General features: G+C 66.1%; 10 protein-coding genes. 6 read left to right on the top strand and 4 right to left on the bottom strand.

Annotated features, from left to right (window positions below; translation table 11 throughout):
* Window positions 1-59 precede the first annotated feature (59 nt).
* From H0A72_RS03925 to H0A72_RS03900, 6 genes are all read left to right on the top strand, one after another.
* On the top strand, window positions 60-698 hold the full coding sequence (locus H0A72_RS03925) for a thermonuclease family protein (RefSeq protein WP_343060088.1): 639 nt from the start codon (window positions 60-62) through the stop codon (window positions 696-698).
* The gene (locus H0A72_RS03920) at window positions 674-2,923 is read left to right on the top strand and encodes an ABC transporter substrate-binding protein (protein ID WP_425502464.1); all 2,250 of its coding nucleotides are present in this window, start codon (window positions 674-676) and stop codon (window positions 2,921-2,923) included. Before H0A72_RS03925 ends, H0A72_RS03920 begins: the two co-directional genes overlap by 25 nt.
* A complete protein-coding gene (locus H0A72_RS03915) occupies window positions 2,920-3,897 on the top strand; it encodes an ABC transporter permease (RefSeq protein ID WP_180153760.1) in 978 nt (325 codons plus the stop codon). Before H0A72_RS03920 ends, H0A72_RS03915 begins: the two co-directional genes overlap by 4 nt.
* An 8-nt stretch (window positions 3,898-3,905) precedes the next feature.
* The gene (locus tag H0A72_RS03910; protein WP_180153759.1) at window positions 3,906-5,393 is read left to right on the top strand and encodes an ABC transporter permease; all 1,488 of its coding nucleotides are present in this window, start codon (window positions 3,906-3,908) and stop codon (window positions 5,391-5,393) included.
* The gene (locus tag H0A72_RS03905) at window positions 5,390-7,084 is read left to right on the top strand and encodes an ABC transporter ATP-binding protein (RefSeq protein WP_180153758.1); all 1,695 of its coding nucleotides are present in this window, start codon (window positions 5,390-5,392) and stop codon (window positions 7,082-7,084) included. The genes H0A72_RS03910 and H0A72_RS03905 overlap by 4 nt, the downstream gene beginning before the upstream one ends.
* Window positions 7,085-7,293: 209 nt before the next feature.
* Entirely contained in the window at window positions 7,294-7,776 is a 483-nt protein-coding gene (locus H0A72_RS03900) for a DUF1178 family protein (protein WP_180153757.1), read from the top strand.
* A 107-nt stretch (window positions 7,777-7,883) separates the two neighbouring features.
* Here the strand turns inward: H0A72_RS03900 and efp are convergent, their stop codons facing one another.
* The 4 genes from efp to acnA form a co-directional block, all read right to left on the bottom strand.
* The gene (gene efp, locus H0A72_RS03895) at window positions 7,884-8,441 is read right to left on the bottom strand and encodes an elongation factor P (protein WP_180153756.1); all 558 of its coding nucleotides are present in this window, start codon (window positions 8,439-8,441) and stop codon (window positions 7,884-7,886) included.
* A gap of 143 nt (window positions 8,442-8,584) precedes the next feature.
* Window positions 8,585-9,694 (bottom strand): elongation factor P maturation arginine rhamnosyltransferase EarP, encoded by a 1,110-nt coding sequence (gene earP, locus H0A72_RS03890; RefSeq protein WP_180153755.1) that lies wholly within the window; start codon window positions 9,692-9,694, stop codon window positions 8,585-8,587.
* Window positions 9,694-10,896: a DUF2863 family protein gene (locus tag H0A72_RS03885; protein WP_180153754.1), complete on the bottom strand. Its 1,203-nt coding sequence runs from the start codon at window positions 10,894-10,896 to the stop codon at window positions 9,694-9,696. Before H0A72_RS03885 ends, earP begins: the two co-directional genes overlap by 1 nt.
* 136 nt (window positions 10,897-11,032) lie before the next feature.
* Complete coding sequence (gene acnA / locus H0A72_RS03880; protein WP_180153753.1) at window positions 11,033-13,735, bottom strand: aconitate hydratase AcnA; 2,703 nt, start codon at window positions 13,733-13,735, stop codon at window positions 11,033-11,035.
* Between the last annotated feature and the right edge of the window lie 220 nt (window positions 13,736-13,955).

Below are 13,955 nucleotides of genomic sequence, written 5' to 3'. Positions count from 1 at the left end.
CACCTGGCCGCGGCCTGCCCCTATAATCAGCGCCTGAGCCTGATTTTATGGGGGGGCACGTGAACAGAGCCTTGAACGTCGCGCTACGCAGCCTGATCGATGCCGCCATGTCGCGGCGCCTCGGCCGCTGGCTGCTCGCGGCCGGCGTCCTGCTGGCCGCCGGCCTCGCGTCCCTGGACGCGCTCGACCCCCGGGTCGAAGCGCGCTCCGCCACCCAAAACGCCTCGAACGAGCAAGCCCACACCCTCACCGGGCGCGTCGTCCAGGTGGCCGACGGCGACACCTTCACCATCCTGGTGGACGGCAAACAGCGCCGCATCCGCATGGCGAGCATCGACGCGCCCGAAGTCACCAAAGACCGGCAGCGGCCTGGCCAGCCGTTCGCCCAGGCCTCCAAAGACGCGCTGGCGGCTCTCATCGCCGGCAAGACCCTCACCCTGCACTGCTTCGAGAAAGACCGCTATGAACGCCACGTATGCGACGTCCCCACCGGCGACGGCATGACGGCCAACCGGCGGCAAGTGGCCGGCGGCATGGCATGGGCCAATATGGAGGGCCGGCAAAAATTCATGCGCGACCCCGAATTGCCGGCGCTCCAGGAACAGGCCAGGCGCAGCCGCATCGGATTGTGGAAGGATTCCGACCCCGTCGCCCCCTGGGTCTGGCGCTACCAATGCTGGCAGAAGCAAAAGTGCTGACCGCCCGCGCCCTGCGCGGCCTGGGGCTTGCCGGCCTGCTGGCGCTCGGCATGCTTGCGGGCTGCTCGCGCGATCCGGTGAACAGCCCCTACGCGCGGGGCGGCGAGACCGAAAACACCTTGTACACGGCCTTTACGCAAAGGTCTCCCAAATATCTCGACCCCGCCAGTTCGTACTCGGGCGATGAAACGCCGTTCACCTATTCCATCTACGAACCGCTGTACGGCTACCACTACCTGGCCCGCCCATACCGCCTCATCCCGCGCGCCGCGGCCGGCCTGGATCCTCCCGCCTATTTCGACCGCGACGGCCGGCGCCTGCCCGACGACGTGGCGGGCGAGCAGGTGGCCTACAGCGTGTACGACATCCGCATCCGGCCGGGCATCCGGTTCCAGCCCCATCCGGCTTTTGCGCTCGACGGCGAAGGCAGGCACGTCTACTGGCCCATCGGCGCCGACGCCTTGAAAGGCAAATTCGATATCGGCAGCTTCGAGCACACCGGTACGCGGGAACTGCAGGCCGCCGACTACGTCTACGCCTTCAAGCGCCTGGCCAGCCCGCGGGTGGTGTCGCCCATCTATGGCATCATGGCCGAGCACGTGGTCGGCATGAAGGAATTCGGCGACCGCCTCAAAGCGCTCGACAAGGCGGAAAACGATGGCCCGCCGGGCGCCTTCCGGCCGTGGCTGGATTTGCGCCCGCATGATCTCGAAGGCGTCCAGGCACTGGATCCGCACACTTTGCGCATCAAGGTCATCGGCAAATACCCTCAGTTCAAGTACTGGCTGGCCATGACCTTCACCGCGCCCGTGCCCTGGGAAGCCGACCGCTTCTACCACCAGCCCGGCATGGCCGAGCACGATCTGTCCCTGAACACCTGGCCGGTGGGCACCGGGCCGTACATGCTCGTGGAGTCCATCAAGAATCGCAGGCACGTCTTGCAGCGCAACCCTTATTTCCGGGGCGAGCCCTATCCTTGCGAAGGCAGCCCGGAGGACCGCCGGATGGGCCTGCTCGACGACTGCGGCAAGCCGACGCCTTTCATCGACCGCATCGAATTCACGCTGGAAAAGGAAAGCGTGCCGCTGATGGGCAAGTTCCTGCAGGGCTATTACGACATCCCGCAAGTGGACCGGGGCGACTACGGCGTGGCCATGCGGGTCGCCGCCGGCGATTCGGCCGAAAAAGCCGCGCTGTACCAGGATCACGGCCTGCAGATACGCAGCGCCACCGAGGCGCAGATGTTCTATCTGGGCTTCAATTGGCTGGATCCGGTGGTGGGGAAGGGCGATACGCCCGAACAGCAGGAAAAGAACCGCAAGCTCAGGCTCGCGCTGAGCATCGCCTTCGACTGGGAGCAGTTCGTATCGATCTTCCAGAACGACGAGGCGCAGGTGGCGTACGGGCCCGTGCCGCCGGGGGTGTTGGGCTATCGGGAGCCTCCCGAGGGATACAACCCCCACATCTATTCGATCGAGGACGGGCGCGTCGCGCGCAAGCCGCTCGACGACGCCCGCCGGCTGCTGCGGGAAGCCGGCTATCCCGACGGCCGGGATGCGCGCACCGGCAATCCGCTGATCCTGTACTTCGATTCGGCGGGAGGCATGGGGTCCAGCGCCATGCTGGACTGGATGCGGCGCCAGCTGGCCGCGATCGACGTCCAGCTCGAGGTGCGCGCCACCGACTACAACCGCTTCCAGGACAAGATGCGCAATGGCAGCGCCCAGATGTACATGTGGGGCTGGGTCGCCGACTACCCCGATGCGGAAAACTTCCTGTTCCTGCTGTATGGCCCGAACGCCAAGGCCGTGAATGGCGGGGAGAACGCGTCCAACTACCGGAATCCGGAGTTCGACCGCCTGTTCGAGAAAATGCGCTATCTCGACGACGGCCCGGAAAAGGAAGCGTTGATCCACGAAATGGTCGCCCTCGTCCAGGCCGACGCCCCATGGATGTTCGGCTATTTCCCGAAATCGGGGGGCGCGTACCAGGCCTGGGTCGGCAATGCCAAGCCCACCCAGATGGTGCGCAACACATTGCAGTACTACCGTATCGATCCGCAATTGCGGGCCGCGAAAATACAGGAATGGAACGCGCCCGGGTGGTGGCCTTTGTGGCTGGCCGGGCTGGCGCTGGCGGCCGGCGCGGCGGCGGCCTGGCGCGCGGCGCGGCGCCGCGACCGGGCCACCGCGCTGGCGCGGGCCGATGAAGGGGGAAGGGCATGACGCGCTACATCATCCGCCGCCTGCTGTACGGCGTGCTGATACTGATCGGGGTGAATCTCCTGACCTTCGTGCTTTTTTTCGCCGTGAACACGCCCGACGACATGGCCAGGCTGTCGATAGGCGGGCAGCGCGTAAGCGAAGCCGCCATCGAGCGCTGGAAGGCGGAACGCGGCTACGACAGGCCTTTGTTCGTCAACACCGAGGCGGAAGGCCCGCGGGTCTGGACCGACACGATCTTCTACGCCAGGTCGGTTCCGCTGCTGCGCTTCGATTTCGGGTTCTCCGACGAGGGGCGCGACATCGGGCACGAAATCGCTGCGCGCATGGGGCCCAGCCTGGCGCTGGCGCTGCCCACCTTCGTTCTGGGCCTGTCGGTGAGCATCGCGTTTTCCCTGCTGCTGGTGTTCTTCAAGGGAAGCCGCCTGGATTTCGCCGGCGTGGTGCTGTGCGTGGTGCTGCTGTCCATTTCCAGCCTGTTCTACATCATCGCCGGCCAGTGGCTGTTCGCCAAGATGCTGCGCTGGGTGCCGTATTCGGGCTACATCGAGGGCTGGAGCAGCGTGCGCTTCCTGGCGCTGCCCGTGGCGGTCGGCATCATTTCGGGCCTGGGCGCGCAGGCGCGTTTCTATCGCACGCTGTTTCTGGAAGAGGCCGGGAAGGACTACGTGCGGACCGCCCGGGCCAAGGGGCTGGCCGAACGCGTGGTGCTGTTCCGCCACGTATTGCGCAACGCCATGCTGCCCATTCTCACGGGCACGGTTTCGGCCATTCCGCTGCTGTTCATGGGCAGCCTGATCTCGGAGTCCTTCTTCGGCATCCCGGGCCTGGGCAGCTACACGATAGACGCGATCAACGCGCAGGACTTCTCCATCGTGCGCGCCATGGTCTTCCTGGGGTCGGCGCTGTATATCGTCGGGCTGATACTGGCCGATATCTCCTACACGCTGGCGGACCCGCGGGTCCGGTTTGATTAGGGTCTGCCATGCCTGAATTCGTCTTCCTCTGGACCGATCTCTTTCTTTTCGGGCTGCTGGCGGCGGTGCTGGCCTACGTCTGGCGGGTGCGGCGCTCGGCCTCGCTGCGCCAGACCTGGAAAAGCATCGCGCGCACTCCGTCGGCGATGTGCGCGGCCGTCCTGCTGTGCTTTTTCGTGCTGGTCGCGCTGCTGGACTCGGTGCACTATCGCCCTTTGCTGCCGCCCATGCCGGGCGCCGCCGTTGCGCAGGCCCAGGGCCCGGTCTATTCCCCCGTCCTGCGCTCGGCGCTGGACGATCTGCTGGCGCTGACCCAGTTCTCCCAGCGCGAGAACACCTATTCCGCGCCGCTGGCCCTGAGGCAGTTCTCCAAGGAGACCATATTGGTCGACGGCGAGCCGGTGCGCGATTTTCCCCGGCTGAAGCACGCGGGCCGGTCCCTGGCTGACGAATCCGACCGGCCGGCCGACATCCTGGCGCGGTCGCTGAAGGGCGGCGCGGCCGGCGCCGGGCTGGCGCTGGCCGCCGCATTGCTGCTGACGGCGTTCCAGCGGCCGGGGCGGGCCGGGTGGGGCGAGGCCGCGCGCGCGTGGTGGACGGGGCGGACCGAGATGCCTTGGAGGCCCATGTGGCTGACCTTCAGCCTGCTGGCCGTGCTGGCCTGCGTGGCCTTGTCGGTCGGGGGCGACTACCATGTGCTGGGCACCGACCGCACGGGCAACGACGTCCTGCGCCAGTGCCTCAAGAGCATACGGACGGCCATGGTGATCGGTTCGCTGACGACGGTCGCCATGCTGCCGCCCGCCTTGATTTTCGGCATCGCGGCGGGCTATTTCAAGGGCTGGGTGGACGACGCCATACAGTATGTCTACACCACGCTGACGTCGATCCCCGGCGTGCTGCTGATCGCGGCCTGCGTATTGATGATGCAGGTGTTCATCGACAACAATCCCGACCTGTTCTCCACCGTTGCAGCGCGCGCCGACCTCAGGCTGTTCATGCTTTGCCTGATACTGGGCCTGACCGGCTGGGCCGGGCTGTGCCGGCTGCTGCGGGCCGAAACCCTGAAGCTACGCGAGCTCGAGTACGTGCAGGCGGCCCAGGCGTTCGGCGTGGGGCACTGGCGCATCATGCGCCGCCACCTGCTGCCCAATGTCATGCACATCGTCCTCATCACCCTGGTGCTCGAATTTTCGGGCCTGGTGCTGTACGAGGCCGTGCTGTCCTATCTGGGCATAGGCGTGGACCCCAGCACGCCTTCCTTCGGCACCATGATCGATGCGGCGCGCCTGGAAATGTCGCGCGACCCCATGATCTGGTGGAATCTGCTGGGCGCTTTCGTCTTCCTGCTGGCGCTGGTGCTGTCGGCCAATATTTTCGCGGATGCCGTGCAGAACGCCTTCGATCCCCGCAGCCGGCGCTTCCGTCCGGTGAACCTCATGAAGCGGACGGCCGCGGCGCAGGCCGCGGGCGCCGGCAAGGAGTCCGGATCATGACGGCATACGGCGGCGTCGCGGCGCAGGGGGACACCGTGCTCAGGGTCGAAGACCTGTCGGTCAGGATAGCCGGCGAGGCGAGCGTGAGCCTCGCCGTCAAGTCGCTGGCCCTGGCCATAGAGCGCGGCCGGACTTTCGCGCTGGTCGGGGAGTCGGGCTGCGGCAAGAGCATGACCGCGCTGGCGCTGCTGCGCCTGCTTCCGGATGCGGGCAGCATCGCCTCGGGGCGCGTGTTCCTGGGCGGGACTGAATTGAACGGCCTGACCGAGCGGGGCATGCGCAGCGTGCGGGGCGGGCAGGTCGGCATCATTTTCCAGGAGCCTTCCACCAGCCTGAATCCGGTCATGACGGTGGGCCGGCAGCTGACTGAAGTGATCCGGGCGCACACCGGCGTTCGCGGCAGGGAGCTGGACGAGAAGGCGGCCTGGTGGCTGCGGCGGGTGGGCATCGCCGATGCCGAGAAGCGGCTGGGCGACTATCCCTTCCAGTTCTCGGGCGGCCAGAAGCAGCGCATCATGATCGCCATCGCCCTGGCGGCCGGGCCGAAGCTGCTCATCGCGGACGAGCCGACCACGGCCCTGGACGTCACGGTGCAGGCGCAGATCCTGACGCTGCTGGCCGACATCCAGAAGGAGATGGGCCTGGCCGTCATGCTGATCACCCACGACCTGGCCGTGGTGAAGAACGTGGCCGACTACGTCGCCTTGATGAAAGCCGGCGAGATCGTCGAAACCCAGGACGCCGCCGGCTTCTTCGCCGCGCCGCGGCATCCCTATGCGCGCCAGCTGCTGGCCGCCATACCGACATTCGCCAAGCGCGGCCGGCCGCTGACGGCGGCGCGTCCCGGCGTCCAGGCCGACGCGCCGGCGCCGCGCCCGGCGCGTTCCGGCGGCGCCCCGATACTGTCGGTGCAAGGGCTGTCGGTCGCCTATTCGGCCAGGAAAGGGCTGTTGCGCCGGCCGGCCGAACCGGTCCCCATCGTCCGGGACGTATCCTTCGACCTGCGCGCGGGCGAAACCCTGGCCTTGCTGGGCGAATCGGGCTGCGGCAAGACGACGACGGCCAAGGCCTTGATCCGGCTGCTGGGCAAGCAGGCGGTCGTGGGCGGACGGGCCACGCTGGAGGGCGAGGACGTACTGTCCGCCCGGGGCGCGCGCTTGCGCCGCATCCGGCGCTCGATGCAAATCGTCTTCCAGGACCCCTATGCCTCGCTGGATCCGCGGATGATGGTGGGCGACATCCTGGAGGAGGGGGTGGCGGCGTTGCGGCCCGAGCGCTCGCGCACGCAGCGAAGGAATCTGATCCGTTCCTTGATCGATCGGGTGGGCCTGCCCGCCAACACGGTGGAGCGCTATCCGCACGAGTTCTCGGGCGGCCAGCGCCAGCGCGTGGCGATCGCTCGCGCACTGGCGGTGGAGCCCTCGGTGCTGATTTGCGACGAGCCGACGTCGGCGCTGGACGTGTCCGTGCAGGCGCAGATCCTGGATTTGCTGCAGGACCTCCAGAGGGAGCTGAACATCGCCTATCTTTTCATCACGCACAATTTCGGCGTGGTCGAGTATCTGGCGGATCGCATCGCCATCATGCATGGAGGGGCGATCATCGAGGAAGGGCTCGCGGAGACGGTGCTGATGTCGCCGCGGCGGGCCGAGACCCGCCGCTTGCTGGATGCCGTTCCGAGGCTGGAATAAGGGTGGAGGACTGGCAGGCCGCGTCAAGAACTCAGCAGCAACGGCACAACAACCAGGCCACTCCAGAACCCATAAAACGACCCGACAACGCAACAAACAGTCCGTTTTAGAGTCTAAGTACCAGGCGACGACCATCGACCAGCCACGCAAGCAATCAAACAACACCCGCGGCCATTGAAATTCCCGCCGAAAGCCCCCATAGTGCAGTTATGTCACTCAAAGTCTTCGACCTCCAATGCGAGCGGGACCACGTCTTTGAAGGCTGGTTCAGCTCCGCCGAAAGCTACGACTCCCAGCGGGCCGGCGGCCTGCTGAGCTGTCCCGTGTGCAACAGCACCGCCATCAGCAAGAAGCTGTCGGCGCCCAGGCTCAACGTCAGCCATATCCGGGCCGCCGACACCGCCCCCACCGCCGCACCGGCCCAGCCCGGCGCCGCGCCGGTGGCCGCGCCCGCCCTGGCCCGGATGGCCAAGCTGCAGGCCGAAATCTTGCGGCAAATGCGGGAAATGATACGCAACACCGAAAACGTCGGCGTGCGCTTTGCCGAAGAAGCGCGCCGCATGCACGAAGGCGAAGCCGACGAACGTCCCATCCGCGGCACGGCCACCCCCGCCGAGCGCGAAGCGCTGGCCAACGAAGGCATCGCCGTCATGCCCATACCCGAATTCCTGGACGACGACAGGCTGCAATAGCGTCCCTTGGCCGGCGCGGCGGCCGGCCACCCGGCGATTCCACGCCAAAAAAAACCTGCCTGCGCCGTGTGTCGGCGCAGGCAGGTTTTTTACATGCGGCCGCAGGCTTACATCACCCGGCTGCGGTATTCGCCGGTGCGGGTGTCGATCTCGATCTTGTCGCCGATGTTGCAGAACAGGGGCACCGCGACTTCCATGCCGGTGTTGATCTTCGCCGGCTTGAGCACCTTGCCCGAAGTATCGCCCTTGACGGCGGGTTCGGTGTAGGTGATTTCGCGCACGACGATGGTCGGCAGGGCGACCGAGATGGCGCGCCCTTCGTAGAACACGACCTCGACCGTCATGCCTTCTTCCAGATAGTTCAAGGCGTCGCCCATGCTTTCGGCTTCGACTTCGTACTGGTTGTACTCTTCATCCATGAAGACATACATGGGGTCGGCGAAATAGGAATAAGTGCATTCCTTGTTGTCGAGCATGACGACTTCGAACTTCTCATCGGCCTTGTATACGGCTTCGCTGCCGGAGGCGGTGAGCAGGTTCTTGAACTTCAGCTTGACGACGGCGGCATTGCGGCCGGACTTGTTGTATTCAGCTTTCTGGACTACCAGGGGGTCGTTGCCGACCATGACAACGTTGCCGACACGCAATTCTTGTGCGGTTTTCATAGATAAAAAACTCCGGGGGGTTCTAGGTGCTCCGCCAGATGCGCCACTGCCGGGCCGGAGCATGACTTACAAAGCCTGCTATTTTAACCTTTTCGCAAGACCCTCGCTGAGGCGTGCCGCCGGCGCCGGCGCCGGCGTTGCGGTCAGCCTAGCTCCCGTTCGCAGAATGCCGCCAAAGACTCCGCCAGATCGGCTTGCCGCGCCAGCGAGCGGCACCACTGCGCGCTTGACCGGGCCCATGCGGAGAAATTCTCCGGCTGCAGGGCGAGCGCCAGCGCGTCGGCCGCGATGCCGGGGTCCGGCTGGTTCCAGGCCCGATGGCAGCGCTTGACCACGGCCGCAAAGGGTGAGCGTTCCAGAAAGGCGTCCAGCTTGGCCAGATGGGCGCCGTCCGCTTGCGGGTAGATGTGCCAAAGCAAGGGCTTGCCGGCCCAGAGCGCGCGCACCAGGGAGTCTTCGCCGCGCACGCAATTCAGGTCGCTGCTCCACAGCACGCGGTCGAATCCGTCCTGGTCCAGGAAGGGGAATTCATGGACCAGGACCTTGCCGTGCCAGGCGCGGCGCAAGCCCGGGCAGACTCCGGACGGGACCAGGACGAGCGACTGTGTTTCCAGGGCGCCCAGGCTCTGGACCAAGCCGAGCGCGGGCGCATCGGGATAGCTGAACAGCAGCACCTGCCGGGCGCCTTGCCCGATGCGTTCCCGGAATTCCGCCGGCACGCCCAGGGCGCGCAGCAGCTCCCGGCGCCGGCCGGGGTCCGCCAGCCAATCGTCCCGCGTTTCGAGCAAGCCGCTTTCCCGCAGCAAGCCCCCTGTGCCCGGCGTAAAGCCGGGAAAGAAAAACACCTTGCGCACGCCCGTGGGCTGGGGCGAGGGCACGGTGTGGCAGGATTCGACCCAGCTCTCCGCGCTCAGGTATTCCAGGTTGATCCACAGGCTGCCGCGCTGCGCCATGCGCGCCACGAAGGCCGGCGGCGGGTGGCAGGCGAATGCCTCGATGACGACCTCTCCCGGCGCGAGCGCGGGCGGCGCCGCGGTCCAGTGAACGATTTCCACCCGGCCGATGCGCTGGCCGGCGGCGCCGGCGTCCACGCCCGGCTGGATGCGGGCGAAGCCGGCCAGGTCGTCCACCCACAGGCGGACGCGATGCCCGGCCGGCATGCCGGCCAGCCGCCGCGCCAGCCGCCAGCACACGCCGATGTCGCCGAAGTTGTCGACGACGCGGCAGAAAATGTCGAAGGAAAACGCCCGCATCAATGGAAGTGCTGCGGACTCAGGTCGGTTTCCTCGGGGAGTTCGGGGTGCATCATGGAGCCCAGGGAATTGGGAAAATACGGGGCGCCGCAATCGTCGCAGAAGTCGACCGGGTAGATGCCGGCCAGCCGCCGGATGTCGGAGACGCCCATTTCCTTCAGCAGGGCGACGATTTCGCCGGGGAGGTCGACGTGCTCGACGTCGGCGCTTTCGATCGTGGCTTCTTCTTTGCTCAGCACGGGCCAGATGCAGCCGTAGATGACCTCGTCGTCGCGTTTGGAGCTGAAGCCTATGCGGTATTCTTCGGTGTTGCGTTCGCCGCAGCCCACGATGACGGCCCGCAGTTCCTGCGGCGGAATGTGGGCGGCCGTCTGGAGCCAGGTGACCGCCGCCCTGAGCGCGTAGGGCCGGATGCGTTTGTCGGCTTCGCGGCAATTGATGTAGAACGCGTCGGGAAGCAGGTATTCGGTCTGGCAGCCCGTGAACATGTCGGCAAGGATGTCGGCGCAGCCGGCCAGCCAGTCGCGGTGGCATTCATCGCGGCTGATGAAGGCGCCGTCGTCGTGCATGGTTTGCCAGCGGAACAGCGGGGCGCCCTTGGGCACGACGAGCGCGCCGGCCAGGAAGCGGACGTCCGCCAGGATGTTGTCGGTGTCCGCGGGTTTGCGCACGCTGAGAGTGTCGGACGCCAGGCCGAGCGCCTGCCTGGCCAGCTGTTGCGTCCATTGCCGGGTTTCCTGGAAGGATTGCGGCAGTTGGTCGAAGCTGGCCAGCGCCGGCGCCACGGCGATCTGCGCGCCGGGGGCGGCGATGTGCCGCAGCAGCTGTTCGACGAGCGCGCGCCGCTGCTTGGGCGTGAGCTTGCCGCCGGGCAATTGATAGCGTGTCCAGGCCACGATGGGGGCCGTGAACAGCAATACGTCGTACTCGGCGCCGTCGGCTTCGATCACCAGGGATTCCGAATGGGTTTCCGCGTGTTCGACCAGGGTTTCATAGACGTCGATGTCGCCGTCCAGCACGGTATCCAGGGCGGTTTCTATCGACCGGTTCTTTTTGCCCAGCAGGATTTTCTTGAGCTGGTTGCCTAGAAGGTTTTGCCAATAGCTGTCCTCCATCTGGCTGCCGGAACGGGCGAGCCCTTCGGCAAGGGCCAGTAGGCGTTGAGCATCGCGTGGCAGACGTGAGGGCGTTGAATCGGGCATATGAATAATACGAAGTGAAACAGTCAATGATACGGCCGGGGCTGATACGACTAGAGCCCGCTGGCGCCGGAAGGTGGATGGCCACCATTCGGCGCCCGCAGGCCCTAGTGTACCGCCCCGGCGGTTTTATGGCTCGTCAGGCGGCAAGCAGCTCGCGCAGCACGTACGGCAGGATGCCGCCGTGGCGGTAGTAATCGACCTCGGTGGCGGTGTCGATGCGCAGCAGCATGGTGACCTGCTGCGAACTGCCGTCCTTGCGATGTATGGTCAGGGTGATGTCCTGCTGCGGCCGGATGCTGTTCTCGATGCCGGAGATGTCGTAGGTTTCCTCGCCGGTGATGCCCAGGGTCTCGACGCTGTCGGCGCCCTTGAACTGCAGGGGCAGCACGCCCATGCCCACCAGGTTGCTGCGGTGGATGCGCTCGAAGCTGCGCGCGACCACGGCCTTGACGCCGAGCAGCTGCGTGCCCTTGGCCGCCCAGTCGCGCGAAGAGCCCGTGCCGTATTCCTCGCCGGCGAAGACGATGGTGGGCACGCCCTGGGCAATGTAGCGCATGGCGGCATCGTAGATCGAGAGCCTTTCGCCGGTGGGCTGGAGCAGGGTCTCGCCGCCCTCGTAGCGGCTGCCGTCGGGCAGCGGCGGAATCATCAGGTTCTTGATGCGCACGTTGGCGAAGGTGCCGCGCATCATGATCTCGTGGTTGCCGCGGCGCGAGCCGTAGCTGTTGAAATCCTGTTTCATGACCCCGTGCGCCTTGAGCCACTGGCCGGCCGGCGAGCTTTCCTTGATGGAGCCCGCGGGGGATATGTGGTCGGTGGTGACCGAGTCGCCGAATATGGCCAGCGCGCGGGCGCCGCGCACCATCGGCATGGGGGCCGGATGCATGTCGAAGCCCTCGAAGAAGGGCGGTTCGGCAATGTAGGTGGACGGCGGCCAGGTATAGACGTCGCCCTGGACGCCCGTGATGTTGTTCCACAGTTCGCCGGGATTGGTCTTGATTTCGGCGTAGTTGCGGCGGAAGGTTTCAGGGTCCATGGCTTCGTGCATGAGCGCCCGCACCTCGGCGTTGCTGGGCCAGATGTCGCCCAGCCAGACGTCGCCGTCCTTGCCGCGGCCGACGGGCTCGGTCATGAGGTCGCGCAGCACGGTGCCCGCCAGCGCGTAGGCCAGCACCAGGGGCGGCGAGGCCAGGAAGTTGGCCTTGATGTTGGGGTGGATGCGCGCCTCGAAGTTGCGGTTGCCGGACAGCACGGCCGCGCAGACCAGCCCGTTCTGGATGATGGCTTCGTTCAGGTCGGGCGTCAGGTCGCCGGCGTTGCCGATGCAAGTCGTACAGCCATAGGCCGCCACGTTGAATCCCAGTTGTTCGAGATACGGCAGCAGTCCCGTCTTGGCGAGATAGTTGGTGACGACGCGCGACCCCGGCGCCAGCGAGGTCTTGATGTGCTTGGGCACGGTCAGGCCGGCCTGGACCGCTTTCTTGGCCATCAGGCCGGCCGCCAGCAGGACGCTGGGGTTGGACGTGTTGGTGCAGGAGGTGATGGCGGCGATGAGGATGTCGCCGTTGCGCACGGGCGTGCCCGCGCTGGTCGTGAAGGTTTGCCGGAGTTTTTCGGGCGGCTGGTTGAAGCCGGACGTGGACTGCTCGGAGAACAGTCGGGTGAAGGTGGCCTTGACCTCGCCGAGTTCGATGCGGTCCTGGGGGCGCTTGGGGCCGGCCAGGGAAGGCGTGACCGAGGACAGGTCCAGGGTGATCAGCTGCGAGTAGCTGATGTCGCCGGCGTTGGGAATGCCGTACATGCCCTGAGCCTTGAAATAGGATTTCAGCGCGGCGATTTCGGCTTCCGAGCGGCCGGTGCCCTGGAAGTATTCGATGGTGCGGTCGTCGACCGGGAAGAAGCCCATGGTGGCGCCGTATTCCGGCGCCATGTTGCCGATGGTGGCGCGGTCGGTGACCGACAGGCTGGACGTGCCCGGCCCGCAGAATTCGACGAACTTGCCCACGACCTTGTTCTTGCGCAGCAGCTCGGTCAGCGTCAGCACCAGGTCGGTGGCGGTGACGCCGCCCCGCAATTCCCCCTTGAGCTCGACGCCCACGACGTCGGGCGTCAGGATGTACACCGGCTGGCCCAGCATGCCCGCTTCCGCTTCGATGCCGCCCACGCCCCAGCCGACCACGCCGATGCCGTTGATCATGGTGGTGTGGCTGTCGGTGCCGACCAGGGTGTCGGGGTAATAGAGGTTGTTGGCCGCGTCATAGTGCACGCCGCGCGCAAGGTGCTCGAGATTGACCTGGTGGACGATGCCGAAGCCCGGCGGGACCACGCCGAAGGTATCGAAGGCCTGCATGCCCCATTTCATGAATTGGTAGCGTTCCTGGTTGCGCTGGAATTCGAGCTTCATGTTCAGGCCCAGCGCTTCGTTGCTGCCGAAGTAGTCGACCATCACGGAGTGGTCCACCACCAGATCCACCGGCACCAGGGGCTCGATGCGCTTGGGATCCTTGCCCATCTTGCCGGCTACCGAGCGCATGGCGGCGATGTCGGCCAGCAGGGGAACGCCCGTGAAGTCTTGCAGCACGACACGCGCGACCACGAAGGGGATCTCGCTGTTGCGCTTGGCCCGCGGCTTCCAGCCGGCCAGCTGCTTGATGTGCTTCTCGGTGATCTTTTTGCCATCGTAGTTGCGCAATACGGATTCGAGCACGATGCGGATCGAGACGGGGAGCCGCTGCACGTCGACGCCCAGCGCAGCGCCCAAAGCGGGCAGGGAGTAGAACCGGGCCGTCTTGCGCCCCACCTTGAACTGTTGCAGGCTATTGAACGTATTGTGCGTCATATGAGCTCCAGAAAATGGTTGCGCGGGCGCCGGCGCTGAGCGGCCATGGCGTGTCTGAGCCTATTTTAGGACTGTTTCCGGGGCGATGGGGGGAGAAAAGCGTCAGGCTGTTCGCGCGGGAGCCCATGAGTCGATTGGCGGCACGGTCCTGCCGGCCGCCGTAGCCGTCCCGCCCCGAAATACCAGATGGATGCCGCCGCGCCGCTCGGCCAGACAGTTC

This window comes from Parapusillimonas granuli (assembly GCF_013416525.1).
Classification (GTDB): domain Bacteria; phylum Pseudomonadota; class Gammaproteobacteria; order Burkholderiales; family Burkholderiaceae_B; genus Parapusillimonas; species Parapusillimonas granuli.
The sequence above is the reverse complement of the archived record's forward strand: the minus strand, read 5'-3'. Positions and strand labels throughout refer to the sequence as shown.